This is a genomic window from Variovorax ureilyticus, from assembly GCF_037889935.1.
GTDB lineage: Bacteria > Pseudomonadota > Gammaproteobacteria > Burkholderiales > Burkholderiaceae_C > Variovorax > Variovorax ureilyticus.
Map to the genome: position 1 here is coordinate 336745 of NZ_JBBKZU010000006.1, position 25938 is coordinate 362682.

The following is a 25938-nucleotide window of genomic DNA, read 5'->3' on the forward strand; positions in this document are numbered from 1 at the left end:
CAATCAACCGACGGAAGCCGATCTTAAGACGACGACCCCCGCAGTCCTCCGTCGACCGGCATGCCGCGCGTGCGTACAAGAAAGTCTTCAGTGTTTTTACGCATCATTCGGCACTGTTCCCGTCACGGTTCTCTGATAGCCTGTGACGCCATGCGCGCCATCGTCCTTCTCGCCAATCTCGGCCTTCTCGCACTCGCTTTCCATTTCGGCTCGCTGGCTGGCCTGCTCATCGCGGCAGCACTGTGCGTCGCGATCGTCGCCGGCTTCTTCCTGTTCTCGATGTCGCGCAGCGAATCGCTCGAATCGAAGGACATCCGCCGCGCGATGGGCCGCAGCACCACCTTTCTCGGCGGACTGACGGACACCCGCCGCTAGCGCGGTTCAGACATCAGACAGCCGCCGCGGCCGCCTTCGCCACGGCGACCGCCGCTTCGCGCGGCAACTGCACCGCGTTCTTCACCGCGAGGATCTCCGCCATCACGCTCACCGCGATCTCCGGCGGCGTCTTGCTGCCGATGTAGATGCCGATCGGCCCACGCAGGCGAGCGAGAGAGGCTTCGGTCTGATCGAAGTGCTCGATCATGCGGTCGCGCCGCGCCTCGGCATTGCGGCGCGAGCCGATCGCGCCGACATAGAACGCCTCCGTCTGCAGCGCCTCGAGCAAGGCGAGGTCGTCGAGCTTCGGATCGTGCGTGAGCGCGACCACGCAACTGCGCCGATCGGGCTTGAAGGCGGTCACCGCGTCGTCGGGCATCTCGGTGGTGGTCGTCACGCCCGGCACGTTCCATGAGGTCTGGTACTCGGTACGCGGGTCGCACAGCGTGACCGCGAAACCGCTGAACTGCGCCATCGTCGCCAGGTACTCGGCCAGTTGCCCCGCGCCGATCAGCAGCATGCGGTACTCGGGGCCGAAGGTGTTGACCAGCTCCGTGTCGTTGACCGTCAGCGCCGCGGGCGAAGAGGCTTCGTTCAACTTCACCGATCCGTCCGCGAGCGTCACCGTCCGCTGCATGAGGCGGCCACGTTCGAGCGATGCCACGAGGGTATCCAGCGAAGCCGGATCGGGGTCGTATTCGAGCAGCAGCTCGAGCGTGCCACCGCACGGCAGCCCGAAGCGATGCGCCTCATCGGCGGTGATGCCGTACTTGACGAAGGCCGGCGCGCCCGTGGGCATGACGCCGTCGCCATGCGCGCGGGTGTAGCGCGCGATCAGGTCGTCTTCGATGCATCCGCCCGACACCGAGCCGACGACCGCGCCGTCTTCCGCCATCGCCATGATCGATCCGATCGGGCGCGGCGACGAGCCCCAGGTGCGCACCACCGTCGCCAGCAGCCCGCGGCGGCCGGCCTGTCGCCAGTCGCGCAGCGCACGAAGCACCATCACATCGAGGTTTTCCATAGTTCTCTCTCAGTCTCTCGGGCTCTCTCGTCCTTCAGTCGGCAGGCTTCTCGGCTGCTGCGTCGCCTTCCTCGCCCTTGTCCTTCTTGCCGAATCCCATCTTCCGCATGAAGCCGGCCATCGCGCCTTCCTTCTCGGCCGGCTCGGCGTCACCTTCGGCTGAAGCTTGCGCTGGCGGCGGACCGTAGCGGCTCTGCATCTCGGCCTCGAAGCGCTTGAAGAAATCGTCGGCGGTGGACTTGGCGGCACCGTCAATGAGTCGCTGCCCCAGCTGCGCGATCTTGCCGCCCACCTGGGCCTGCACCGTGTAGTCGAGCTCGCAGCCTTCGACCCCATCCACGGCGGGCTTGAGCGACACGCCCGACGCGCCCTTGGCAAAGCCGGCTACGCCGCCCTGCCCTTCGAACGTGAGCTTGTAGCTTTCCGGCGCCTGGATGTCCGACAGCGTGACCTTGCCGTTGAACTTGGCCGAGACCGGACCGATCTTGACCGCGAGCCCGACGCTGTATTCGTTGTCGCCGGTCAACTCGAACCTGTCGCAGCCGGGAATGCACTTCTTCAGCGTCTCCGGGTCGTTGAGCGCGTCCCAGGCCTGTTGCTGGGTGATCCCGAGCTTGCGGTTGCCGAGCATTTCCATGATGAATCTTCCTTGTGGGTGTCTTGTCGCAGCGGGCTAGCGGCCCGACCGCATGAGGGCTGCGAGGCTGGCCGCCAGTTGTTCCAGAGCGCTGAGATTGTGGACCGCCAGCATCGCGTCTGCATGGCGGTGCAGGATGGCCGCACCGCGCGCAAGGGGTGCATAGCCTTCGTAGCGCAAGAGCGGGTTCAGCCACAGCACGCGCCGCGAATGGCGCTTGAGCCATTGCAGTTCGTTGTCGAGGACGTCCGGCTCGCCGGTGTCGAGACCGTCGCTGATCACCAGCACCAGCGTGCGGCGGCCGGTGAGGCGCCGCGCATGGCGGCGGTGCAATTCGACCAGCGATTCGCCCAGCCGCGTGCCACCGGCGAAATCGTCGATCGCCTCGCTCGCGGCGCCGAGCATCGAGTCGGTGTCGGCGAGCCGGAAAGCCGGGGTCAGGTCGGTCAGGTGCGTGCCGAAGGCGAAGACGTCGCGCCGGCCGGAGTGCCGTGTCGAGGCGTGCAGGAACGCGAGCAGGAGCCGCGCGTAGCGCTCCATCGAGCCCGACACATCGACCAGCACGAGGAGCGGCAGCGGTTCCTTGCGCCTCGCCCAACGCGGCAGGCGCAGGATCTCGCCGCCGGTGCGCGCCGCCTCGTGCAGCACGCCGGGCCAGTGCATGCGCGAATGCGCGCCCGCATCGCCGGTGACACGCAACCTGCGCGCGGGCAATGTGGGGATCGGCAGCGCGATGTCGCGCGCGAGGCGTTCGACGAGCCGGTATTCGGTCGCACCGAGCGCATTGAAATCAGCGTGATGGATGCGCACACGGTCGCTCGCGGTCATCGCGGCGTCGAAGTCGACCTCGCGCTCGTTCTGCGCCGCACGCGCCCCTTCGCGCGGCGGCGCCAGCGCCTCGCGTACACGCGGGCGGCGCCTGGACGGCTCGGCCTTGCCTTCGGCGCTGGGCAGCATCTGCGCGAGCAGCTTGTTGGCCAGCTCCGGATCGCGGAACCACGCGTCGAAGAGCTCGCGGAACACCAGCCGGTCTTCCTCGCGGCTGATCATCACGGCTTCCATCGCCGCAGCGAGATCAAGCCGGCTCTCGACACCGACCAGCGTCGCGGCCTCGGCGGCGAGCGCGATGCGCATCGAATCGGTCCGCACGCCCGCGCGGCGCAACGCGCGGCCGAAGCCCAGCATGTTGCCCGCCAGCTTGCCGCGGCGTGCGTCGCCGAGCTGATGGACGGTTTCGCTCAAGACGAAGCCTCCTCCTCGGGCTTGAGGAGATCCGTCGCCATGGCGTGCGTCAGCGCGGCGACGTCGTCGCGCTGCTTGAAGAGGATGCCGGCGGTGTCGACCACGATCTCGGGGTCGAGCTCGAGGGTGTCGAGCGCGACCAGCGCCTTCGCCCACTCGACGCTTTCGGCGATGCCCGGGCCGCGCTGGAACGCGCTCGCGAACGGGGTGCTGCGCAGCCGGCCGACGAAGTTCGCGATCTGCTCGGAGAGCAGGGCGCTCGCCTGCGGCACCTGTGCCCGCACGATCGCCAGTTCGCGCTCGCGCTCCGGATAGTCGAGCCAGTGGTACAGACAGCGGCGCTTCACCGCATCGTTGAGTTCGCGCGTGCGGTTGCTGGTGAGGATGGTGACCGGCGGCACCAGCGCACGGATGGTGCCGAGTTCCGGGATGCTGACCTGATATTCGCCGAGATACTCCAGCAGGAAAGCCTCGAAGGGCTCGTCGGCGCGGTCGACTTCATCGATGAGCAGCACCGCGCCGGGCGCAGGCGCCTGCAGGGCCTGCAGCAGCGGGCGACGGATCAGGTAGCGCGGCTGATAGACCTCCGATTCGACATCGGTGGAGATGCCTTGCGCCTCGGCGGCGCGCATGTGCAGCAACTGCGCGGCGTAGTTCCATTCGTAGAGCGCTTCGCGCTGTTCGAGGCCGTCGTAGCACTGGAGCCTCAGCAGTTCGCGGCTGAGCGCGGTCGACAGCGCCTTCGCCAGTTCGGTCTTGCCGACGCCGGGCTCGCCTTCGAGCAGCAGCGGCCGCTGGAGCTTGAGCGCGAGGAACACCGCCGTGGCGAGCCGCCGGTCCGCGTAGTAGCCGGCGCCCTGGAGCGCCTGCACGACGGCGTCGATGGAAAAGAACGGCGAAGCCGCCGGGGGCGTATCTTGATCGGTCATCTGAGCAGCTTAAGGGCTCTTGGCATTGCGCGTCGGCGCGCGCACGCAGGCTGCGGGGAGAAGGCCCCGCAGCCGCGAAGCCGCTACCGGAAGCCTTAACTCGACGCCTTGGCGACTGCCCTTTGCGTCAGCACGCCAATCAGGTTGGCGCGGTACGCAGCGGAAGCATGCAGATCGGTATTGAGATCGCTCGAATCGATCTTCACCGACGCCGCCGATTCCGGCGTGAAAGCCTTGCTGAGCGCCTGCTCGAGCCCAGCGTGCCGGAACACGCCATTGCCCGCACCGGTCACCGCCACGCGCACGCCGCCGTCGAACTGCGCGACGAAGACGCCCACCAGCGGAAAGTTCGACGCCTTCTGGCGCAGCTTCTCGTAGGCGGCGCGCTTCGGGATCGGGAAGCGGATCGCCTTGATGAGTTCGCCGTCTGTCAGCGCGGTGGTGAAGAGGCCCTGGAAGAAATCGTCGGCTGCGATCTCGCGCTGGGTGGTGATCACCGTCGCGCCGGTCGCGAGGACCGCGCTCGGATAGCACGCGGCCGGGTCGTTGTTGGCGGCCGATCCGCCGATGGTGCCCATGGCGCGCACCTGCCGGTCGCCGATGTGATCGGCGAGCCATGCGAGCGCCGGAAAGGCGGCCTTGACGTCGGCGTTGTTCGCGACATCGACGTGCCGCGTCATCGCACCGATCACGAGCGCATCGCCCGACTTGCTGATGCCCGCGAGTTCCTTGACGCCGCTCAGGTCGGCCAATTGCTCGGGGGCGGACAGCCGCAGCTTCATCGAGGCCAACAGCGTCTGGCCGCCGGCGAGCGGCTTGGCACCCGCCGCGGCGAGCTTGACCGCATCGGCCAGGGTGGTGGGACGTTCGAGAGTGAAGGCGTACATGGTGTTCAACCTTTCCGTGTTCAGGGAGCCGGGCGGCCTTGCGTGCTGGCGGCCAGCGAGGGCTGCTGCGGTTGATGGGTCGGGCTGCTGCCCTTCTGCATCGCTTCCCACACGCGGTAGGGCGAAGCCGGCATGTCGAAGTCCTTGACGCCCAGCGGCGCGAGCGCGTCGAGCACCGCGTTGATGACCGCCGGCGGCGAACCGATCGCGCCCGCCTCGCCGCAGCCCTTGGTGCCCAGCGGGTTGTGGGTGCAGGGCGTGCACACGGTGTCGAGCTTGAACATCGGGAAGTCCTCGGCGCGCGGCATGGCGTAGTCCATGAAGCTGCCGGTGAGGAGCTGGCCGGTCTCGTTGTCGTAGACGCAGTTCTCCATCAGCGCCTGGCCGATGCCCTGCACCAGCCCGCCGAGCACCTGCCCTTCCACGATCATCGGATTGATGATGGTGCCGAAGTCGTCGACGGCGGTGAAGCGGTCGATCTTGACTTCGCCGGTCTGCTTGTCGACCTCGACTTCGCAGATGTAGGTGCCGCCCGGGAAGGTGAAGTTCGTCGGGTCGTAGAACGCGGTTTCGTTGAGCCCCGGCTCCAGTTTGTCGAGCGGGTAGTTGTGCGGCACGTAGGCGGTGAGCGCGACCTGGCCGAAGGCGATCTTCTTGTCGGTGCCCTTGACGGTGAACTCGCCATTGGCGAATTCGATGTCGGCATCGCTCGCTTCCATCAGGTGCGCCGCGATCTTCTTGGCCTTGGTCTCGATCTTGTCGAGCGCCTTCATGATCGCCGCGCCACCGACCGAGATCGAGCGCGAGCCGTAGGTGCCCATGCCGAAGGGCACGCGGCCCGTATCCCCGTGCACCACGTCGACGTTCTCGACCGGAATGCCCAGTCGCGCGGCCACCACCTGCGCGAAGGTGGTTTCATGCCCCTGTCCGTGGCTGTGCGAGCCGGTGAACACCGTCACGCTGCCGGTCGGATGCACGCGGATCTCGCCGCATTCGAACAGGCCTGCGCGCGCACCGAGCGCACCCGCGATGTTCGACGGTGCGATGCCGCAGGCTTCGATGTAGCTGGAATAGCCGATGCCGCGCAGCTTGCCCTTGGCCTCGCTCGCCGACTTGCGCTGCGCGTAACCGGCCACGTCGGCCAGCGTGCGGGCCTTGTCCATGCAGGCATGGAAGTCGCCCGTGTCGTACTGCAGCGCCACGGGAGTCTGGTACGGGAAAGCGGTGATGAAGTTGCGCTTGCGGATCTCGTCCTGGCCGAGGTTCATTTCCCACGCGCAGCGCGAGACGAGCCGTTCGAGCAGGTAGGTGGCTTCGGGCCGGCCCGCGCCGCGATAGGCGTCCACCGGCGCGGTGTTGGTGAACCACGCGTCGACCTCGACGTAGATCTGCGGCGTGGCGTACTGCCCCGCGAGCAGCGTCGCGTAGAGGATGGTCGGTATCGCGGTCGAGAAGGTCGACAGGTAGCCGCCCAGGTTCGCGTCGGTGTGCACGCGCAAGGCGAGGAACTTGCCGTTGGCGTCCATCGCCATCTCGGCATGGCTCACATGGTCGCGACCGTGCGCGTCGGAGAGGAAGGATTCCGAGCGCTCCGCCGTCCACTTGATGTTGCGGTTGAGCTGCTTCGAACCCCAGGTCAGGGCCACGTCCTCCGCATAGAGATAGATCTTCGAGCCGAAGCCGCCGCCCACGTCGGGCGCAATCACGCGCACCTTGTGCTCGGGCAGGCCGAGCACGAAGGCGGTCATCAGCAGGCGCTCGACGTGCGGATTCTGGTTGGAGACGTAGAGCGTGTACTCGTCGTTCGCGCGGTTGTAGCTGCCGATCGCGACGCGCGGCTCGATCGCGTTGGGCACGAGCCGGTTGTTGACGAGATCGAGCCTTGTCACGTGCGCCGCATTCGCGAACGCCGCATCGACCGCGGCCTTGTCGCCGATCGCCCACTTGTAGCACTGGTTGTCCGGCGCCTGATCGTGGATCACGACGCCGCTCTGCTTCTTCGCGGCATCGGCCACGCTGACGAGCGCCGGGAGCTCTTCGTAGTCGACCACGATCGACTCGGCAGCGTTCTTCGCCTGCTCGACCGTCTCGGCCACGACCATGGCGACGTGGTCGCCCACGTAGCGAACCTTGCCGATCGCGAGGATCGGATGCGGCGGCTCCTTCATCGGGGTGCCGTCAGGGTTGTTGATGAGCCAGCCGCAGGGCAGGCCGCCCATCTTTCCGTCGATGTCCTTGCCGGTGAAGATGCCGACCACGCCGGGCATCCTGAGCGCGGCCGCAGTGTCGATGGACTTGATGTTCGCGTGCGCATGCGGCGAACGCAGGAACACCGCGTGCGCCTGGTTGGCCAGGGTCACGTCGTCGGTGTACTGGCCGGCGCCGGTGAGGAAGCGGTAGTCCTCCTTGCGGCGCAGCGCCTCGCCGATGTGCGGGAGGCTGGAGAAGTCGGATGCACCCATGACTTGTCTCCTCAGACGTTGGCCGGGGCCTTGGCGGGTTCGGACATCGCCTTGCCGCCCATCTGGACCGCCTTGACGATGTTCTGGTAGCCCGTACAGCGGCAGAGGTTGCCGTCGAGCAGCTCGCGGATCTCGGTCTCGCTCGCATTGGGGTGGTAGGTGCACAGGTCGATGGCGCTCATCACCATGCCCGGGGTGCAGAAGCCGCATTGCAGGCCGTGGCACTCCTTGAAGGCCGCCTGCATCGGGTGCATGGTGCCGTCAGGCTGGGCAATGCCTTCGATGGTCGTGATCTTCGCGCCGGCGACCTGCCCGACCAGCACGTTGCAGGACTTCACCGCACGCCCGTTGACGTGGATCGTGCACGCGCCGCACTGCGCGGTGTCGCAGCCGACGTGCGTGCCAGTGAGATGGAGGTGCTCTCGGATCGCCTGGACCAGGAAGGTGTTGGGAGGCGCGTCGACCGTGACATCGCGGCCGTTGACCGTGAAAGAAACCTGCATGTGGCTGTCTCCGTTGTAAAGGGAAGAGATGGCTGTTTTCGGCCAGATGAATCTTGGACGCCGCACCTGAGCGGAACCCTAGGCAAAACCCTAGCCGCTTGCGTGGGCCACTTGAAATTCTCAAAATGAAACAGCTTGCCGGTTGGCAATGCATCCGCCCCAACAGGTGCCGTTCAGGCCCGGACCCCGCACGATGACCGCATCCCTCGCCTCGCCGCTGCCAGAGCGCTCGATCACCATCGCCCAGGCACGGCGGGAATGGATCGACGGCGAGCCCGCCGCCGCCCCAGGCACGCGGATCGAGCCATGGCTGCTGCGTTCGTGGCAGCGCTGCCTCGCAGCCGGGCGGCAGCCCGGGGAGCGCGTGGGCTTCGACCCGGTGTCGGCGCAGGCTGCGCTGCGTGTCGCGGAGCGCAACCGCGCGCTGGTCACGGCTGCGCGGCCGGTGATCGAACAGCTCTCGCGCGCGATTGCGGACACACGCTACTTCGCGATCCTCACGGACGCGGACGGCATCGTGGTCGATGTCGGCGCGCTGCCCGGCGGCAGCGATCCGGCCGCGCGCCATGCGCGCGACATCGCACGCGTCGGCGTGGACCTGTCGGAACGCGCGGTCGGCACTACCGCGATCGGCACGGCGCTGGCCGAGCACGAATCGGTCTGGCTGCATCGCGGCGAACACTTCTTCGACGACACCAGCGTCTACAGCTGCGCGGGCTCACCCCTCTTCGGCCCGCTCGGGGAATGCATCGGCATGCTGGACCTGACCGGCGTGCAGGTGGTCGAGCGGCCCGAATTGCGGCATCTGGCCGTCCTGTCGGCCCGCAGCATCGAGAACGCGCTGCTCCAGCGGCATCCCTGCGAACTGCGCCTGCGCATCGGCTGGCCGGGTTGCGCGCCGGGCGCCGATGCGGAGGGCCTGTTGTGCATCGACGCGGACGGCTACGTGACGGGCGCCAACGCGGCCGCGCGGCACATGCTCCATCAGCCGCTGGGCGCCGGGCTCGCGCTCAACTGCAACGACCTCTTCGCGCTCCCGCCGCAGATGCTCTTCGATGCGGCGCGGCGCGGCGATGCGGTGCTTGAAGTGCCGCTGTGGTCCGGCCTGCGGGTGCAGGTCCGGGCGCAACTCCCGAACCAGCCGGCGGCGCCCTCGCAAGGCGGCGGCCGTTCGCGGCTGCGGGACGTCGAAACCGCGCTGATCCGAAAGGCGGTCGACGAGGCCCGCGGCAACGTCGCCGAGGCCGCGCGCGCGCTCGGCATCAGCCGCGCGACCGTCTATCGCAAGCTTCCCAGAAGCCGCCGCGCCCGCTGAATTCGTCCGCGACGTTCGTGCGGTTTGCCACGAAATGGCAGACCGCCCGGGAACTCGCCCCAATGGACTTACTTACACTTTGTTGCTATTGTTAGAAGTTGTTAAAACTTCTGCGTGCCTTTCTGTCGGCATGCCCCTGGGGACGTCGACCATGAGTGATTCCAAGGCCCGCACCTTCGACCCGTTGCCGAAGCCCACGCGTCGCCAAGTCATCGGCCGGCTGGCGGGCGCCGCCGCCGTTGCCGGCCTCGGATTGCCAGTCTTCGCCCAGGCCAGGACCCTGCGGATCGGCGCCACCTTCGACAACAGCAGCGTCGAGAAGGCCAACGGAACCGGCCTGTTCCTCGGTTCGAGCGCCTATTTCAACGCCCTCAATCGCGCGGGCGGCATCAACGGCACGAAGGTCGAGCTGGTGATGGCCGACGACCAGTTCAAGCCCGACATCGCCAAGGCGAACGCCCTCTCCTTCGCGGCGGACAGCGCGATGCTGGCCATCCTGCACCCGCTCGGCACACGCCAGACGGCGGAAGTCAGCGATGCAGTTCCGGGCATGGCGGTGGTGGGGCCGAACACCGGCACCGTGTCGCTGCGCAAGAAGGCGAATCCGAACACCTTCTGGGTGCGCGCGAACTACGACCAGGAAATCGACAAGCTCATCGCCACCGCCGCGGTGCTCGGCCAGTCGCGCATCGGCATCGTGTATTCGAACGACCCGCTCGGCCAGTCGCTGCTGGCGGGCTACAAGGCGGCGCTGGCCAAGGCCAAGCTCGAACCCGCAGTGGTCGCGAGCACGCCGGGCACCACCAGCATGGAGGTTGGGCCCGCAGCGAAGCAGATCGCGGAAGCCAGTCCGCAGATCGTCATCATCGGCCTTGCCGGCACCGCGCCGGCCTTCGTCAAGGCGTTGCGCGCGGCGGGCGGCAAGAGCAGTTGCTACGGCCTCTCGATCACGGCCGGCTCGCTCAGCGCGATGGGCGACCTCGCGCACGGCCTCGGTTTCGCGATGGTGGTGCCCTCGCCGTTCGCGACCAAGTTCGAGATCGTGCGGCGCTACCAGGCCGACATGATCGCCAACGGCACCAAGGAGTTTTCGCTGCCGAGCCTGGAGGGCTACATGGATGCCGCCGTGCTGGCCGAAGGCCTGCGCCGCGCCGGCCCGGCGCCGACGCGCGCCGCGGTGCTCGCCGGCCTGGAGCGCATCGAGGCCTACGACCTCGGCGGCGTGAAGATCAACTTCGGCAGGACCAACCGGGAAGGCAGCCAGTTCGTCGATGTCGCGGTGATCAGCACCAACGGCAGGCTGGTCAGCTAACTCCCACGCCGCGGGCCGCCGGCGTCGGACGAGCGCGCTTCGGGGCGCTCAAGCAGAATCGGGCGATGAGTTCATACGCAACCGAACAACCTTCCCGCGCCGAGGTCGACGCGATGCCCGGTCTCACGGTGGTCGAATTCGGCGCCAACTGGTGCGGCATCTGCAAGGCGGCGCAGCCGGCGATCAACGAGGCGCTGCGCGACGCGCAGCACCTGCGGCATCTCAAGGTCGAGGACGCCAGCGGGAGGCCGCTGGGACGATCCTTCGGCATCAAGCTATGGCCGACCCTGGTCTTCATGCGCGATGGCTTGGAAGTCGGCCGCGTCGTGCGGCCCGGCAGCGCCGCGGACATCCGCCGCGAGCTCGAACAGGCAGCCGCCGCGAAGCATTAGGCGCTGGCCGGCACCTTGTCCAGGAAGCCGGTCACGCATTGCAGCCGACCTGCTTCGAGCTGCACGAAGTCCGTGCCCTCGATCAGATCCTCCGCGCCGCTCGGGCCGAGCGTCCACGAGAAGCGCATCTGGTCGCCGTGTCCGTCCACGCGGCCCTTGAGCGCGAAGCGAAACCCCGGGTAGCGCCGGTGCACCCCGCCAACGAGCGCGTTGATCTGCGTGCGGCCGCTCGCCTGCGCGATCGGATCGACGTAGCGCGCGTCGTCGGTCCAGTGCGTTTCGAGCAGCTTCAGCCGGCGGTCTTCGTCCGTCTCGTTCCAGACGGCGATGTACTGCTCGGCGAGCTGCGTGGCGTCGGGGATGGCGGTGTTCATGGCGAGTCCTTTCGGTGTTCAACACCCGCAACAGCGCGGGGTGGAGGAATGGTCGCCGCGGGGTCGCCGCCGGTCGATGACGTGGGAGGTTATGCCGGCACGCCTGCCGGGCGCACGATGCGGCGTCCGCCGGAAGCCGGCGCGAGGTAGCGGTCCACGGAGAGGCCGTCGGTGCGGATATCCGGACGCCGACCCATCACCTGGTCGGCGACCACCTTGCCGGAACCGCAGGCCATGGTCCAGCCCAGCGTGCCGTGGCCGGTGTTGAGGAACAGGTTGGCATATGGCGTCGCGCCGATGATCGGCGTGCTGTCGGGCGTCATCGGACGCAGGCCGGTCCAGAATGTGGCGCGCGGCAGGTCGCCACCGGGGAAGAGATCGGTCACGACACGCTCCAGCGTCTCGCGGCGACGCGGATTGAGGCGCAGGTCGAATCCGCCGAGCTCGGCCATGCCGCCGACGCGGATGCGGTCGTCGAAGCGCGTGACCGCGACCTTGTAGGTTTCGTCGAGCACGGTGGATTGCGGCGCCAGCGCAGGATCGACGAGCGGCACCGTCAGCGAATAGCCCTTGACCGGGTACACCGGAAGGTCGAGCCCGAGCGGCGCGATGAAGTCGCGTGAGTAGCTGCCGAACGCGAGCACGAAGCGGTCGGCGGTGAGCACCTCTCCATCCGCCAGACGCACGCCGGTGATGCGCCCGCCCTCGGTGACGAGACGCTCGACCGATCGATCGAAGCGGAAGTCCACGCCCAGCCCGCGAGCGACATCGGCCAGCCCCTTGGTGAACAGGTTGCAATCGCCGGTTTCGTCGTTCGGCAGGCGCAAACCGCCGGCCAACAGGTCGCCGGTGCGCGCGAGCGCCGGTTCGACCGTAGCAAGCCGATCGCGATCGAGCAATTCATACGGCACGCCGCATTCTTCGAGCACCGCCACATCGCGCTGCACTGCATCCAGCTGCGCCTGCGTGCGAAAGAGCTGCAGCGTGCCCTGCGTGCGGTGTTCGTAGTGCACGCCGGTCTCGGCGCGCAGGGCCCGCAGGCAGTCGCGGCTGTATTCGGCCACGCGCATCATGCGTTCCTTGTTGACTGCATAGCGCTCGGGCGAGCAGTTCTTGAGCATCGCCGCCATCCAGCGCAGCTGGAACAGCGTGCCGTCCGGACGGATCGACAGCGGTGCGTGCTTCTGGAACATCCACTTGAGCGCCTTGAAGGGAATGCCCGGCGCGGCCCAAGGGGTGGAGTAGCCGGGCGACACTTGCCCGGCATTGGCGAAGCTCGTTTCCTGCGCGGGGCCGCTCTGGCGGTCGAGCACGGTCACTTCGGCGCCGGCCTTGGCGAGGTAATACGCGGTCGTGACACCGATGACGCCGCCACCCAGAACAATCACTTTCATCGCAAAACCCATTCAATGCAGGAATTGCGCTAAGCGTATTCTTCCGGTCGCCATAAACTTCGCTGAAATCGGTACGGTTGACAGTTGTTTTTGCCGATTTTTCGCCGCATTCAGGCCCAAAGGAGTGAAATGACCGATCTCGACCGGACGGACCGGAAAATCCTCGACATCCTCCAGCGCCAGGGGCGCATCTCGATGACCGATCTGGCCGAGCAGATCGGCCTGTCGACCTCGCCCTGCTCCGAGCGGGTTCGCCGCATGGAGCGCGAGGGCGTCATCACCGGCTACTACGCGCGCGTCGATCCGCAGGCCCTCGGCAAGACGCTGCTGGTGTTCGTCGAAGTCACGCTCTCGTCCAAGTCGGGCGATGTGTTCGACAAGGTGCGCAAGGAGCTGATGCACGTGCCCGAGGTCATGGAATGCCACCTCGTCTCCGGCGGCTTCGACTACCTCATCAAGGCCCGGCTGCGCGCGATGAGCGACTACCGCAACCTGCTGGGCGACCTGCTCAAGAAGCTGCCGGTCACCGCTGAATCGCGCAGCTATGTGGTGATGGAAGAGGTCAAGGAAAGCCTTTACCTCCCCGTGGACCGGTAGCGCTTCAGCGCGCGTTCGGGAAGAAGAGCTGTTCCCCGCCGATCTTGTAGGAGGCAATGGTCGACTGCCCCGCCGGCGAGGTCACCCAGTCGACGAACTTCCGAGCGCCGTCGCTGTTGAGCTGCGGAAACCTGGTCGGGCTCACGACCATCACGCCGTACTGGTTGAACAGGCGCTTGTCGCCTTCCACCAGCACCGCGAGATCGGCGCGGTTCTTGAAGCTCAGCCAGGTGCCGCGGTCGGCCAGCACATACGCTCCGGTCGAAGCCGCGATGTTGAGCGCAGGCCCCATGCCGCAGCCGCATTCCTTGTAGCCCGTGCCCTTCTTCTCGCCCGGCACCGGCTGGCCGGCTTCGGCGAGGCCGGTCTGCGTCCACAGGCGCCGCTCGGCGGCGTCGGTGCCGCTCTTGTCGCCGCGCGAGACGAAAGGCGCGTTGACGGCGGCGATCTTCCGGAGCGCGGCGACGATGTCGCTGCCCTTCGTTGCAGCCGGATCATCCTTCGGCCCGATCAGGACGAAGTCGTTGTACATGACCGGGAAGCGCCTGGCCGCGAAGCCTTCGGCGACGAACTTCTCCTCCGCTGCGGTGTCGTGCACGAAGAGCACGTCGGCATCGCCGCGCTTGGCCATGTCGATCGCCTGCCCGGTGCCGACCGCAACCACCTTGACGTCGATGCTCGTGGCCTGCTTGAACGCCGGCAGCAGATGGCCGAAGAGGCCGGACTGCTCGGTCGAGGTGGTCGAAGCCATGGTGATGGTCTCGGCATGCGCAGCCACCGACAGAACGATCGCACCCGAGCCGATCAACGCATGCAGAACGACGCGGCCAAGCCGGGGAATCCCGCGGAACCGGCTTTGCCGGGCCGCCGGGACGGCCCCCGGAGAGGGGGAGCGCCGAAGGCGCATGGGGGTGAGCGTCATACCGATTCTCCTTTGACGAACAGACGCGCTTCGCGGGGCAAGGGCCCGTTGAAGAAATCGTGGACGGGCAGGTCGGCGAGCAGCCGGCCGTGCTCGAGATAGATCACGCGGCTCGCGAGCCGCTTGACCTGCCCCAGGTTGTGGCTCGCGAACACCAGCGTGCGGCCTTGCGCCGCATCGGCGATGAGCGCCTCGACGTCGCGCTTGGCGGTCGGGTCGAGGCTGGCGGTGGGTTCGTCCAGCAGCAGCACGTCCGGCTGCAGCACCCATGCACGCGCCAGCGCCATCCGCTGCTGCTGTCCACCCGAGAGCGTGCGGGCGTTGCGGTCCGCCAGCTCCGCGAGGCCCACGCGCGCGAGCGCCACGGTCGCCTCCCGCTTTGCGTTGGCCCAGGGCGCACCATGCAGCCACAACGCCAGCGCCACGTTGTTGCGCACGCTCGCGCGCAGCATGTGCGGCCGCTGGAACAGCATCGCCTGGCGGCGACGCGATGCACGGCTGACGAAGGCGCCCCGCGAATGCGGCACCAGCCCGTGCAGCACGCGCAGCAAGGTGCTCTTGCCGCTGCCGTTGGCGCCGATGAGCGCGACGCGCTCGCCCGCATTGATCGACAGCGTCGTGCCGGACAAGGCCTGCACGCGCCCGAAATGCACGTCGATGTCGTGCAGGCTGAAAAGCGGCTCGGCGCTCGCGAACCGGCTCACGATCTCAGCTCCAGATGACGGGAGATCGCGGGATCGGCCGCCCCGCCGTCGACACGCTCGCGCCAGCTCCGAAGCGCCGCGATCGCGAGGTTGAGCACCAGCACCACGCCCAGGAGCACGAAGCCCAGCGCGAGCGCCAGCGGCAGGTCGCCCTTGCTGGTTTCGAGCGCGATGGCGGTGGTCATCACGCGTGTGAAGCCGTCGATGTTGCCGCCGACGATCATCACCGCGCCGACTTCCGACACCGCGCGGCCGAAGGCGGCGATCACGACCGTGACCAGCGCATAGCGCTCGTCCGCGACGAGCAGCAGCGCACGCGCGAACGAACCGGCGCCGAGCGATCGCAACTGCTCGCCGTGCGCGCGATCGGCATCCTCGATGGTCTGCCGCGTCAGCGCGGTGACGACCGGCAGGACGAGGATCGTCTGCGCCAGCACCATCGCCTTGAAGCTGAACAGCCAGCCCAGAAAGCCCAGCGGCCCGGAGCGCGAGAGCAGCAGGTAGATCACCAGCCCGACCACCACGGAAGGCAGTGCGAGCAGCGTGTTGAGCACGGTGAGCAAGAGCGCACGTCCCGCAAAGCGCGTGACCGCGATCCACGCGCCCAGCACCAGGCCCAGCCCGCAGGCGAGCACGCACGCCGACGCGCTGACCGCCAGGGATCGGCCGACGATCGCCAGCAACACCGGATCGCCCGAAACAAGAAGTCCGCCCGCGGCGACGACGCTGTCTGTGAAAGTGCTCATTCGTGGGTGCAATCGAAACGCGGGGCAGTGTGTAGCAATTTGCGACCGTGACTTATGCAATCACTTTCATAAGTTGGGGATTGCATTTGCATAATCCTCCCGGCTCCCGGCTCCCGGCTCCCGGCTGCCGCCGACTTCCCGTGCACCAGATCGAACTCTCCTACGCCATCGCGCCCCGCCGAAGCGGTCGCGCGCTGATCCGCAACCCGCTCATGGAACTGCTGCATGCGGTGCGGGAGCGCGGCTCGATCTCGGCGGCGGCGCGGTCGCTGGGCTTTTCGTACCGCCATGTGTGGGGCGAGCTGCGTCGCTGGGAAGACCTGCTCGGTCATGCACTGGTCGCCGGCGAGCAGGGCCGCTCGGCACAGCTCTCGGAGTTCGGCGACAAGCTGTTGTGGGCCGAGCGACAGGCGCAGGCGCGGCTCGCGCCCCAGATCGAGGCGCTGCACGCCGATCTCGAACGCGCCTTCGCGCTCGCCTTCGACGACAGCACGCACGTGCTGAGCCTGCACGCGAGCCACGACGACGCGTTGGTCCTCCTTCGTGGCCACGCGGCGGCCGCCGCGCGCCTGCAGCTCGACATCCGCTTCACCGGCAGCGTCGATGCGATCGGCGCGCTCAACCAGGGCCGCTGCGTGATGGCGGGCTTCCATACGCTGGAAGATCTGCCGAACGGATCGCTCGCGCAGCGCACCTACAAGCCGCTGCTCAAGCCCGGCCTGCACAAGCTGGTCGGCTTTGCGCGGCGCACGCAAGGCCTGATCGTCGCGGCCGGCAATCCGCTGGGACTCCGAAGCCTGCAGGACATGGCCGGACGGAAGGTGCGATACGTCAACCGCCCGCTCGGCACCGGCACGCGCGTTCTGTTCGATGAGCTGCTGGAGCGCGAAGGGCTCGATGCCCACGCCATCACCGGTTACGCGCACCACGAGCCTTCGCACACCGCGGTCGCACACGCGATCGCCTCGGGCCAGGCCGACGCGGGTCTGGGCATCGAATCGGCCGCGCGCGCGATGGGCCTGGGCTTCGTCCCGCTGGTGCACGAGCGCTACCACCTCGCCTGTCTCAAGGCAGCGCTCGACCAGCCGGCGATCCAGGCCCTGCTGACGGTGCTGCGCGGCAAGGCCTGGCAGCACCAGCTGAGCACCCTGCCGGGCTACGAGAATGCGGGCAGCGGCAACGTGCAGTCGCTGAGCAGACTGCTCCCTTGGTGGAACTTCAAACCGAAGAAGTCGGGCTGAGATCGCACCCGGCAACACTCAGAGCGTGCAGGTCCTGAAGCCGAAGAAGCCGTCGTCGCGATCCGGCATCGCAAAACCGCGGCGCTTCGGCGAACGCAGCCGCGCACGGGTCGCGAACGATGCGCCGCGCAGCACACGTGCTCGCCCGAATGCCGCCTGCGGATCGAAGGCCGATCCGTCGCTCCACGGATCGGCACGGAAGCCCGTCCACGGCCGAAGCGTGCCGGCGGTCCATTCGTGCACATCCGCCCAACGGAAGCCGCGGTTCATCGCGGTGTGCGCAGCGATCTCCCATTCGACCTCCGTCGCCAGCCGGCGGCCGGCCCATCGCGCCCAGGCATCGGCCTCCCACCAGCTCACATGCACCACGCTCTGGTTGTCCGCGGCGCGCACCGTCCGGCCGAAGCGCTGCTGAAGCACCGAGCCGCCGCCCTCGCGCGTCGAGCCGATCTGCTCGACGTGGCGCGGGCCGCGCCGGCCTTCGATCTGGGCGGCGAGCCACGCCTGCCCTTCGGGGCGCCACAGCTCGGGCCGGTCATAGCCGCCGTCGTCGACGAACTCGACGAACTGGCTCCAGGTGACCGGCTGCGCATCGATCTCGAACTCGGGCACCTCGACGCGCTCCGCGCCGCCTTCCTGCGCGAACGCGAAACCCGGCCCGGCCATGCCGAGCTCCCACGCCGTCGCCGGCATCAGCAGCGGCTGTCGGCTGACCGCGGCCGGCGGCAGTTCGATGCCCAGCCGCAGGCCGAGCGTCTGCGCCATCACGACGAGCTGCTCGCCGCACATGTCTTCGTGGAACAGCGCGAGACGGTAGAAATAGAGCCCCGAATCCGTCTCGGCAGCGTGTTCGAGCAGTTCCAGCGTGATTTCCAGCGTTTCGAGCAGGTAGGCCTTGGTCTGCGCGAGATCGGGCATGTCCGGCGACCAGCGGTCGGCTGGCGGAGCCTGCGAGGAATTCCACCACGCATCCGCGTTCGGCTCGATCGCCGCGAGCCGCGTGGGGCGCACCGGGCACTCGGCGCCGAACGCGCGCTGCGTATTGCGCGCGATCCACCATTCGGAGAACCAGCCGATCTGCCCGGCCAGCCAGACCGGCGGATCGACGCCTTCGACGCGCGGCATCGCGAGCGTCGCGGAGCCGAGTGCCTGCTCGTACAGCGACAGCAGATGCAGCGTGTGGTTGCGCGCATCGATCAGCGCCAGGGACAGCAAGTCGCGGCCCGCGCGGCGCATGTCCGGCGAATCGATCGCCTGCGGCGCGCCGGAGGTGCTGAAGGGCGTCGAAGACGACGGGCTCGAAGGCATCGGGAATTATGAGGACCCACGCACCGTCGGCGTCAACCTCGGTTTGCCAGGGGACAGCGCGCCGGCAGCTTCGCCACCCCACTCGTAAAATACGCGCCCTCTCCTCCCCCTCACCAGAAAGAACTCTCCATCATGAGACGCTTCCCTCTCAAGAACTCGCTGCTCGCCATCGCGGCGTTCGCGGCGTTCACCGCGTTCGGTCCGGCCGCACAGGCGGCCGACCTGAAGATCGGCGTGGCCGAGGCCCTGTCGGGTGGCGCCGCGCAGTACGGCACCGCCATCCGCAACGGCTTCGAGCTGGCCGTTGGCGAGATCAATGCCGCGGGCGGCATCAACGGCAACAAGATCGAACTGGTCATCGCCGACGAGCAGGGCAAGAAGGAAGAGGCGATCAACGTCTTCAAGAAGCTGATCTTCCAGGACAAGGTGCTGATGGTCTTCGGCCCGACGCTGTCCAACTCCGCGCAGGCCGCCGACCCGATCGCCCAGGCCGCCAAGACGGTGGCCTTCGGCACGTCCAACACCGCCGACGGCATCACCTCGATCGGCGACCACATCTTCCGCAACTCGGTGACCGAAGCCGACGTGCTGCCCGAGACGATCAAAACCGCGGTCAAGAACGCCGGCATCAAGAAGGTGGCGGTGCTCTACGGCAACGACGACGTCTTCACCAAGAGCGGCTACGACAACTTCAAGAAGGCGCTCGACGACCTGAAGATCCCGGTGACCACCACCGAGACCTTCGCCAAGGGCGACGTGGACTTCAAGGCCCAGCTCACCAAGATCAAGGCCAGCGGCGCGGACGCGATCGTGCTGTCGGCGCTGCTCGCCGAAGGCGCGCCGATCATGGTGCAGGCCCGCCAACTCGGCCTGAACGTGCCGATCATCGGCGGCAACGGCATGAACTCGGTCAAGATCTTCGAACTCGCCAAGGGCCAGTCCGACAACCTCTACGTGGGCAGCCCCTGGTCGTCCAGCAACGCGACGCCCGAGAACACCAAGTTCATCAAGGCCTACACCGAGAAGTTCAAGATGGCGCCCGACCAGTTCGCGGCGCAGGCCTATGACGCGATGTACATCGCGGCCCAGGCGCTCAAGACCGTCAAGGTGAGCGGCGACCTCGCGGCCGACCGTGCCGCCGTGCGCGAGGCGCTGCCGTCGGTGAAGCACACCGGCGCCACCGGCGCGTTCCAGTTCCGCCGCGCCAACGACAAGAGCGGCAAGCCGGCCGGCTACGACGCCCAGCAGTTGCCCATCGTCAGCGTGACGAAGGGTTCCGAGTTCGTCATAACCAAGTAACCCCCCAGCCTCGCTCACTGCGTGTAGCTCGGGCACCCCCCTGCTGGGGGCAACACCAGCGGCCCGGCCAAGCCGGTTCCGCGGTGTTTCTCGAACGGCGGGAGCCGGCTTGCCGGCCCCGCCTCGTGTCTTTTTGAATGGAACCACGATGCTTGAACAGCAACTGGTCAACGCGCTCTCTCTCGGGTGCGTCTATGCCCTCTTCGCGCTGGGCTTCACATTGATCTTCGGTGTGCTCGGCGTCATCAATCTTTCGCACGGCGCGGTCTTCATGGTGGGCGCTTATGCGGCCGTGCAGGTCATGGCGCACTTCGATCTGCCGCTGTGGATCGGACTGCTGTTCGCCTTCGTGTCCTGCGGCCTGCTGGGGCTGCTGATCGATTTCCTGGTGCTCAAGCCGCTGCGCGCGCGCAATGCACCGCACCTGATTCCGATGATCGCGACCATCGGCGTGGCGATCATCCTCAACAACGGCGTGCAGGGCCTGTTCGGCGCGCAGAACGTGCGCTTCCCGGCCGACGCGGTGTCGAGCGAGTCGCTGAATCTCGCGGGCATTCATCTCACGGCGCTGGAGTTGGGGATCATCCTGCTGTCGTTCGTGCTGATGGCGGTGCTCATGCTGGCGCTCAAGCGCACGCAACTGGGCCGTGCGCTGCGCGCCATTGCCGAATCGCCGAAGGCGGCCTACCTGCTGGGCATCAATGTCGAGGGCCTGTTCTACCTGACCTCGTTCGCGGCCGCCGCGCTCGGCGGGCTCGCGGGCGTGCTGATCGGGCTCTATTCCAACGCGGTGTTCCCGCTCATGGGCCAGCCGATGCTGCACAAGGGCATCGCGGTGATCATCCTCGGCGGCATGGGCGACATTCGCGGCGCGATGCTGGGCGGCCTGTTCCTCGGCTTTGCGGAAGTGCTGTCGGTGGCCTACATCGGTTCGACCATGCGCGACGCGGTAGCGTTCGGCCTGCTGTTCCTCGTGCTGCTGGTGCGGCCCAAGGGGCTCTTCGGCACGGTGCAGGAGCGCAAGGTATGAGCCTTCTCGAGAATTTCTGGTCGGTCTACAGCAACCTGGTGCTCACGCTGGGCACCAACGCGCTGCTGGCGCTGTCGATCTGGCTCACGCTGTCGTGCGGCATGCTCGCGATGGCGAACGCCGCCTTCATGGGCATCGGCGCGTACACCTCGGCCATCCTGTCGATGAACTACGGCGCCCCCTTCCCGGTCGCGATCGCGGCGGGCATGGCGGCGCCGGCGCTGACGGCCTTCGTGATCGGCAAGCCGACGCTGCGGCTGTCCGGCGTGTACCTCGCGATGGCGACGCTCGCCTTCGGCGAGGTGGTGCGCATCGTGGTGCTCAACGCCGAATCGCTCACGGGTGGCGCGCTGGGGCTCAACGGCATTCCGCAGGCCACGCAGTGGTGGCACGTGCTGCTCGCCGTGGTGCTGGTGCTGTTCGCGCTGTGGCGCCTGCGCCGCTCCAAGGTGGGTCGCGCCTTCGAGGCCATCAAGGAAGACGAGACCGCCGCCGGCCTGATGGGCATCGACGTCGGCGCGCACAAGATGCTGGCCTTCGTGCTCGGCGCCGCGATCGCGGGGCTCGCGGGCGTGCTCAATGCGCACCTGACCTTCTTCATCGGCCCGAACGAATACGGCTTCGACCGCGGCGTGGACATCCTGACGATGACCGTGCTCGGCGGCATCAACGGCCTGACCGGCCCGGTGCTCGGCGGCGTGATCCTCACGGTGCTGCCCGAGGCGCTGCGCGCGTTCGGCGACTTCCGGCTCGTGGTCAACGGCGTGATCCTGGTGCTGATCGTGCTGTTCCTGCCGAAGGGCATCTGGGACCCGGCGCGTTTCCGCCAATGGTTCGGACGCAAGGGAGCGATGGCATGAGCGCCGCGCCGGGCCGCTCCCAAGCAAGCTCTCGCCCCCTCGGTGGGCAGCGAGGACATGAAATGCCGAGCGTGGGGGCAACAGCCGCGCCGCTTCTTCAGCTCGACGGCGTCTCGCGCCATTTCGGCGGCCTCAAGGTGCTGCAAGAGGTGAACCTCGAAGTGCCGAAGGGCGGCGTCTTCGGCCTCATCGGCCCCAACGGCGCGGGCAAGACGACGGTCTTCAATTTGACGACGGGCCTGCTGCCGACCACCGGCGGCTCGATCCGCTTCGAGGGCCGCGACCTCGCAGGCCTCAAGCCCCACCAGATCACGCGCGCCGGCATCGCACGCACCTTCCAGAACATCCGCATCTTCAAGGAGATGTCGCTGCTGGAGAACGTGATGGTCGGCATGCATGCCAAGCTGCGCTATGGCGCATTAGGGCTGCTCGCGGGCACGGGCCTCTTCCGCGGCGAGGAGAAGCGGGCGCGCGATCGCGCGCGCGAGCTGCTCTCGTGGGTCCGCCTCGATCACAAGGCCGACGACGTGGCCGACAACCTCTCGTACGGCGACCAGCGCAAGCTCGAACTCGCGCGGGCCCTCGCCACCGACCCGAAGCTGCTGCTGCTCGACGAACCGGTCGCAGGCATGAACAGCACCGAGAAGACCGAACTGATGCACGAGATCCGCAATATCGCGGGCCGTGGCTACACCATCTTCATGATCGAACACGACATGCGCTTCGTAATGGGCTTGTGCGAGCACATCGCGGTGCTGAACTTCGGCCGCATCATCGCGCGCGGCAACCCCGACCAGATCCGCAACGATCCGCAGGTGATCGAGGCCTACCTCGGCCGCGAGGAAGACGAAGCGACGAACGAGGGAGTGGCGCCATGAGCACCGGGCCTCTGCTGAAAGTCGAAGGACTGCGCGTCGCCTACGGCCACATCGAGGCGGTCAAGGGCATCGATTTCGAACTCCACGAAGGCCGCATCACCACGCTGGTGGGCGCCAACGGCGCCGGCAAGTCGACCACGCTGCTCGCGCTGTCGGGCCTGGTGGCCAAGGCGGCGGGGCGCGTGGTGCTCGACGGCCAGGACCTCACCGCCCTGTCGCCGCACCGCATCGTCGCCTCGGGCATGGTGCAGGTCGCCGAAGGCCGCGCCACGCTGACGACGCTGACGGTGCGCGAGAACCTCGAACTTGGCGCCTACACGCGCCGCGACGGCCGCGCCCAGCGCGCGGAGGACCTCGAACGCATCTACACCCTGTTCCCGCGCCTGAAGGAGCGGGCCGACGGCCTCGCCGGCAACCTCTCGGGCGGCGAGCAGCAGATGCTGGCGATCGGCCGCGCGCTGATGGCAAAGCCGCGCGTGCTGCTGCTGGACGAACCGTCGATGGGCCTCGCACCGATCATCGTGCAAGACATCTTCCGCACGCTGCGCGAGATCAACAAGGCAGGGCTGACGATCTTTCTGGTCGAACAGAACGTGCGGCAGGCGCTCAAGATCGCCGACAGCGCTTACGTGATCGAGACCGGAAGAATCGTGTTGTCCGGCAGCGGGCACGAACTGCTCGGAAACCCGAAGGTCCAGGACGCGTACCTCGGCGGCTGAGGCGCGTGGCTGGTTCCGGGCGCGCGCCTGCATTGGGGAAGTCCTCAAGGCGGCGGCCTGCCCGGACCCCGGACAATTAGCAACAGAGCGTTACTATTGAAGGTTTTGCGCCCACGCCGGCGCGAAACCAGAGACCCCGCGTCCGGAGACAAAGTTGTCAGCCTTCCTCAAATTCACACGCGCCGTGGACTGGGTCAGCGCCCAGCTCGGCAAGGTAGCCGCCTGGGCGGTGCTCGCCGCCTCGGTCATCTCCGCGTGCAACGCGGTGATCCGCTACGGCCTCGATCTCAGCAACAACGCCTGGCTCGAGATCCAGTGGTATCTGTTCGCCGCGACCGTGATGCTCGGCGCGCCGATCGTGCTGAAGCTCAACGAGCACGTGCGCGTGGACATCCTCTACGGTCGGCTCAAGCGCAACGGCCCGGTCTACGTCGATCTCTTCGGGCTGCTTTTCTTCCTGCTGCCGGTGATGGGCCTGCTGTTCTGGCTGACCTTCCCCTTCTTCCTCAACATGCTGCGCACCGGCGAGATGTCCGGAAACATCGGCGGCCTGATCCGCTGGCCCGCCGCGCTGATGATGCCGCTGGGTTTCGGCGCGATGTTCCTGCAGGGCGTGGCGGAAATCATCAAGCGCATCGCCTACCTGCGCGGCCTGATCGAGATGGATACGCACTACGAGAAACCGGTGCAGTGAGCACCGAACGCCAGAGCCACCCGCGCCCAGCTCGCCGCTGGCGCATCGCAGGATAAAAAGAATGCAAATGGAAAACTTCGCCCCGATCATGTTCGCGGGGCTGGTCGTCATCATGCTGATCGGGTTCCCGGTCGCGTTCTCGCTGGCCGCACTCGGCCTCTTCAGCGGCTTCTACGCCATCGAGATGGGCTGGTTCCCGGCCGGCTTCATGGCCAACCTGCCGCTGAACGTCTTCGGCATCCTGTCGAACGAGACGCTGCTCGCCATCCCCTTCTTCACGCTGATGGGTGCGGTGCTCGAGAAGTGCGGGCTCGCCGAGGACATGCTCGACTCGATGGGCCAGCTCTTCGGTCCGGTGCGCGGCGGCCTCGGCTACTCGGTGATCATCGTGGGCTTCATCCTCGGCGCGATCACCGGCACGGTGGCCGGGCAGGTGATCGCGATGGCGATGATCTCGCTGCCGATCATGATGCGCTACGGCTACAACATGCGCTATTCGACCGGCGTGCTGGCGGCCTCGGGCACCATCACGCAACTCGTGCCGCCGTCGCTGGTGCTGATCGTGATGGCCGACCAGCTTGGCACCGACGTCGGCCAGATGTACAAGGGCGCGTGGGGTCCGTCGATCCTGCAGGTGCTGATCTTCGCGATCTACACCTTCCTCGTCGGCCGCATCCGTCCCGACTACGTGCCGGGCGTGCCCGCATCGGCGCGCACGCTGTCGGGCTGGGCACTGTGGGGCAAGTGCCTGCGCGGCATCATCCCCTCGGCCATCCTGATCTTCGCGGTGCTCGGCTCGATGGGCGGCCTGCCCTTCATGGACCACGCGATCGCCACGCCGACCGAGGCCGGCGCGATGGGCGCAGTCGGTTCGCTGATCCTCGCCGCGATCCACCGCCGCCTGAACTGGCAGATGCTCAAGGAAGCCATGGACGGCACCATGCGCCTCACGGCGATGGTGGTCTTCATCCTGATCGGCTCGCGGATGTTCTCGCTGGTGTTCCAGGGCGTCGACGGCGCGAAGTGGATCGAGCACATGCTCTCGGGCCTGCCGGGCGGCCAGATCGGCTTCCTCATCGCGGTCAACATCTTCGTGTTCTTCCTGGCGTTCTTCCTCGACTTCTTCGAGATCGCCTTCATCATCCTGCCGATGCTCGGGCCCGTCGCGGCCAAGCTGGGCATCGACATGGTGTGGTTCGGCGTGCTGCTGTGCGTGAACATGCAGACCTCGTTCATGCACCCGCCTTTCGGCTTCGCCCTCTTCTACCTGCGCGGCATCGCCGACACGCTGTTCAAGAACGGGGCGCTGCCGCGCAAGATCGAATCGCGCGACATCTACCTGGGTGCGGTGCCGTGGGTGGGCCTGCAACTGCTGCTCGTCGGCATCGTGATCTTCTTCCCGCAGACTGTCACGGTGTTCCTCGACAAGCAGGTGGTGGTCGACGTGGACAAGGTCCAGCTGGAGATGCCCGCCGAACAGAACGAGCCCGACAGCGGCGTGAACATGGAAGACCCGTTCAGCCAGAAGTCCGAGCCCGAAGCGCCCGCAACGCCCGAAGCCCCGGCACCGGGCAGCGACTCCAAGCAGTGAGCGACGACGGGGCCGAGACCCCTCCTCCTACCACCCCGGACGACGCGCCGGCCTCGCTCGAAAGCCCGGCCTATCCGCGCTTCGTGCGAATCCTCGCGGTCGTCTTCGTGATCGACCTGATCGCGTTCGGCCTCTGGAGCCTGCCCGCGCTCAGCGGCGAATCGTGGACCCCCGGCAGCATCGCGCTGTTCACCTTGGCCGCGCTGTGCATCGGCTGGATTGGCTATTGGATCGTCAACAGCCGCACACGCCTCGACGGCGACGAACTCACGCAGACCTGGCTCTGGACGAAGCGCGTGCGCGCATCAGAGGTGGCGCAGCTCAAGCTCGTCCATTGGCGATGGCTACAAAGCGTGATCGCGCCGCGTCTTCTCGTGCGCCGGCGCAATGGCGCGGTCGGGTGGTTCCATTCGGCCGATGCGCGTTTGCTGACCGAGTTCGCGCAACGCGTTGCTGCGCGAAGCTTCAAGAACTGATCGCTCGCTCGGCGACCTCCACGAAAA

At 67.4% G+C, this 25938-nt stretch carries 27 protein-coding genes; 14 read left to right on the forward strand and 13 right to left on the reverse strand.

Going from position 1 to position 25938, the window contains the following annotated elements:
* Positions 1–150: 150 nt before the first annotated feature.
* Positions 151–375 carry a hypothetical protein gene (locus WKW77_RS16250; RefSeq protein WP_340357885.1) on the forward strand — a complete coding sequence of 75 codons (225 nt, stop codon included), beginning with the start codon at positions 151–153 and terminating at the stop codon, positions 373–375.
* Between the two features lie 13 nt (positions 376–388).
* Here the strand turns inward: WKW77_RS16250 and WKW77_RS16255 are convergent, their stop codons facing one another.
* The 7 genes from WKW77_RS16255 to WKW77_RS16285 form a co-directional block, all read right to left on the reverse strand.
* Positions 389–1399, reverse strand: coding sequence for an XdhC family protein (locus WKW77_RS16255; protein ID WP_340357886.1), 1011 nt, complete (start codon positions 1397–1399; stop codon positions 389–391).
* 34 nt (positions 1400–1433) lie between these two features.
* Positions 1434–2036, reverse strand: coding sequence for an SRPBCC family protein (locus WKW77_RS16260; RefSeq protein WP_340357887.1), 603 nt, complete (start codon positions 2034–2036; stop codon positions 1434–1436).
* 36 nt (positions 2037–2072) lie between these two features.
* Positions 2073–3221, reverse strand: a complete 1149-nt coding sequence (locus WKW77_RS16265; RefSeq protein ID WP_340358004.1) for a vWA domain-containing protein — start codon at positions 3219–3221, stop codon at positions 2073–2075.
* A 53-nt stretch (positions 3222–3274) separates the two neighbouring features.
* Positions 3275–4207 (reverse strand): AAA family ATPase, encoded by a 933-nt coding sequence (locus WKW77_RS16270; RefSeq protein ID WP_340357888.1) that lies wholly within the window; start codon positions 4205–4207, stop codon positions 3275–3277.
* Between the two features lie 95 nt (positions 4208–4302).
* Positions 4303–5094: an FAD binding domain-containing protein gene (locus tag WKW77_RS16275; RefSeq protein WP_340357889.1), complete on the reverse strand. Its 792-nt coding sequence runs from the start codon at positions 5092–5094 to the stop codon at positions 4303–4305.
* A 20-nt stretch (positions 5095–5114) separates the two neighbouring features.
* Complete coding sequence (locus tag WKW77_RS16280; protein WP_340357890.1) at positions 5115–7556, reverse strand: xanthine dehydrogenase family protein molybdopterin-binding subunit; 2442 nt, start codon at positions 7554–7556, stop codon at positions 5115–5117.
* Positions 7557–7567: 11 nt separating this feature from the next.
* A complete protein-coding gene (locus WKW77_RS16285; protein ID WP_340357891.1) occupies positions 7568–8059 on the reverse strand; it encodes a (2Fe-2S)-binding protein in 492 nt (163 codons plus the stop codon).
* Positions 8060–8252: 193 nt separating this feature from the next.
* On the opposite strand from WKW77_RS16285, the gene WKW77_RS16290 reads away from it, so the two are divergent.
* The 3 genes from WKW77_RS16290 (at position 8253) to WKW77_RS16300 (ending at position 11078) form a co-directional block, all read left to right on the forward strand.
* Positions 8253–9374: a helix-turn-helix domain-containing protein gene (locus WKW77_RS16290; protein ID WP_340357892.1), complete on the forward strand. Its 1122-nt coding sequence runs from the start codon at positions 8253–8255 to the stop codon at positions 9372–9374.
* Positions 9375–9525: 151 nt separating this feature from the next.
* Positions 9526–10686 (forward strand): ABC transporter substrate-binding protein, encoded by a 1161-nt coding sequence (locus WKW77_RS16295; protein ID WP_340357893.1) that lies wholly within the window; start codon positions 9526–9528, stop codon positions 10684–10686.
* Positions 10687–10751: 65 nt separating this feature from the next.
* On the forward strand, positions 10752–11078 hold the full coding sequence (locus WKW77_RS16300) for a thioredoxin family protein (RefSeq protein WP_340357894.1): 327 nt from the start codon (positions 10752–10754) through the stop codon (positions 11076–11078).
* Here the strand turns inward: WKW77_RS16300 and WKW77_RS16305 are convergent.
* Both WKW77_RS16305 and WKW77_RS16310 read right to left on the reverse strand, forming a co-directional pair.
* Positions 11075–11452, reverse strand: coding sequence for a nuclear transport factor 2 family protein (locus WKW77_RS16305; protein ID WP_340357895.1), 378 nt, complete (start codon positions 11450–11452; stop codon positions 11075–11077). The genes WKW77_RS16300 and WKW77_RS16305 overlap by 4 nt on opposite strands.
* An 89-nt stretch (positions 11453–11541) precedes the next feature.
* Positions 11542–12846 carry a D-amino acid dehydrogenase gene (locus tag WKW77_RS16310; protein WP_340357896.1) on the reverse strand — a complete coding sequence of 435 codons (1305 nt, stop codon included), beginning with the start codon at positions 12844–12846 and terminating at the stop codon, positions 11542–11544.
* A 129-nt stretch (positions 12847–12975) separates the two neighbouring features.
* Here WKW77_RS16310 and WKW77_RS16315 point away from each other — a divergent pair, with 129 nt between their 5' ends.
* Positions 12976–13443 (forward strand): winged helix-turn-helix transcriptional regulator, encoded by a 468-nt coding sequence (locus tag WKW77_RS16315; RefSeq protein ID WP_093163446.1) that lies wholly within the window; start codon positions 12976–12978, stop codon positions 13441–13443.
* Positions 13444–13447: 4 nt separating this feature from the next.
* Here WKW77_RS16315 and WKW77_RS16320 read toward each other — a convergent pair whose 3' ends face one another.
* The 3 genes from WKW77_RS16320 to WKW77_RS16330 are packed head-to-tail and all read right to left on the reverse strand — an operon-like array spanning position 13448 to position 15815.
* Positions 13448–14365, reverse strand: coding sequence for an ABC transporter substrate-binding protein (locus tag WKW77_RS16320; protein ID WP_340357897.1), 918 nt, complete (start codon positions 14363–14365; stop codon positions 13448–13450).
* Complete coding sequence (locus WKW77_RS16325; RefSeq protein WP_422823213.1) at positions 14362–15072, reverse strand: ABC transporter ATP-binding protein; 711 nt, start codon at positions 15070–15072, stop codon at positions 14362–14364. The genes WKW77_RS16320 and WKW77_RS16325 overlap by 4 nt, the downstream gene beginning before the upstream one ends.
* Positions 15066–15815: an ABC transporter permease gene (locus WKW77_RS16330; RefSeq protein WP_340357899.1), complete on the reverse strand. Its 750-nt coding sequence runs from the start codon at positions 15813–15815 to the stop codon at positions 15066–15068. The genes WKW77_RS16325 and WKW77_RS16330 overlap by 7 nt, the downstream gene beginning before the upstream one ends.
* A 140-nt stretch (positions 15816–15955) precedes the next feature.
* Here WKW77_RS16330 and WKW77_RS16335 point away from each other — a divergent pair, with 140 nt between their 5' ends.
* A complete protein-coding gene (locus WKW77_RS16335) occupies positions 15956–17056 on the forward strand; it encodes a substrate-binding domain-containing protein (RefSeq protein ID WP_340357900.1) in 1101 nt (366 codons plus the stop codon).
* An 18-nt stretch (positions 17057–17074) separates the two neighbouring features.
* Here WKW77_RS16335 and WKW77_RS16340 read toward each other — a convergent pair whose 3' ends face one another.
* A complete protein-coding gene (locus tag WKW77_RS16340; RefSeq protein WP_340357901.1) occupies positions 17075–18364 on the reverse strand; it encodes an SUMF1/EgtB/PvdO family nonheme iron enzyme in 1290 nt (429 codons plus the stop codon).
* Positions 18365–18496: 132 nt separating this feature from the next.
* On the opposite strand from WKW77_RS16340, the gene WKW77_RS16345 reads away from it, so the two are divergent.
* The 8 genes from WKW77_RS16345 to WKW77_RS16380 all read left to right on the forward strand — a co-directional run bounded on the left by WKW77_RS16345 (position 18497) and on the right by WKW77_RS16380 (position 25911).
* Positions 18497–19663 carry an ABC transporter substrate-binding protein gene (locus WKW77_RS16345; RefSeq protein WP_340357902.1) on the forward strand — a complete coding sequence of 389 codons (1167 nt, stop codon included), beginning with the start codon at positions 18497–18499 and terminating at the stop codon, positions 19661–19663.
* Between the two features lie 148 nt (positions 19664–19811).
* The gene (locus tag WKW77_RS16350) at positions 19812–20693 is read left to right on the forward strand and encodes a branched-chain amino acid ABC transporter permease (RefSeq protein WP_340357903.1); all 882 of its coding nucleotides are present in this window, start codon (positions 19812–19814) and stop codon (positions 20691–20693) included.
* Positions 20690–21553 (forward strand): branched-chain amino acid ABC transporter permease, encoded by an 864-nt coding sequence (locus WKW77_RS16355; RefSeq protein ID WP_340357904.1) that lies wholly within the window; start codon positions 20690–20692, stop codon positions 21551–21553. Before WKW77_RS16350 ends, WKW77_RS16355 begins: the two co-directional genes overlap by 4 nt.
* A gap of 71 nt (positions 21554–21624) precedes the next feature.
* Positions 21625–22431, forward strand: a complete 807-nt coding sequence (locus tag WKW77_RS16360; protein ID WP_340357905.1) for an ABC transporter ATP-binding protein — start codon at positions 21625–21627, stop codon at positions 22429–22431.
* A complete protein-coding gene (locus tag WKW77_RS16365; protein WP_340357906.1) occupies positions 22428–23150 on the forward strand; it encodes an ABC transporter ATP-binding protein in 723 nt (240 codons plus the stop codon). The genes WKW77_RS16360 and WKW77_RS16365 overlap by 4 nt, the downstream gene beginning before the upstream one ends.
* A 154-nt stretch (positions 23151–23304) precedes the next feature.
* Positions 23305–23844 (forward strand): TRAP transporter small permease subunit, encoded by a 540-nt coding sequence (locus WKW77_RS16370; protein ID WP_340357907.1) that lies wholly within the window; start codon positions 23305–23307, stop codon positions 23842–23844.
* A gap of 61 nt (positions 23845–23905) precedes the next feature.
* The gene (locus WKW77_RS16375; protein WP_340357908.1) at positions 23906–25435 is read left to right on the forward strand and encodes a TRAP transporter large permease; all 1530 of its coding nucleotides are present in this window, start codon (positions 23906–23908) and stop codon (positions 25433–25435) included.
* Positions 25432–25911 carry a hypothetical protein gene (locus tag WKW77_RS16380; protein ID WP_340357909.1) on the forward strand — a complete coding sequence of 160 codons (480 nt, stop codon included), beginning with the start codon at positions 25432–25434 and terminating at the stop codon, positions 25909–25911. Before WKW77_RS16375 ends, WKW77_RS16380 begins: the two co-directional genes overlap by 4 nt.
* The last annotated feature ends 27 nt before the right edge of the window (positions 25912–25938 follow it).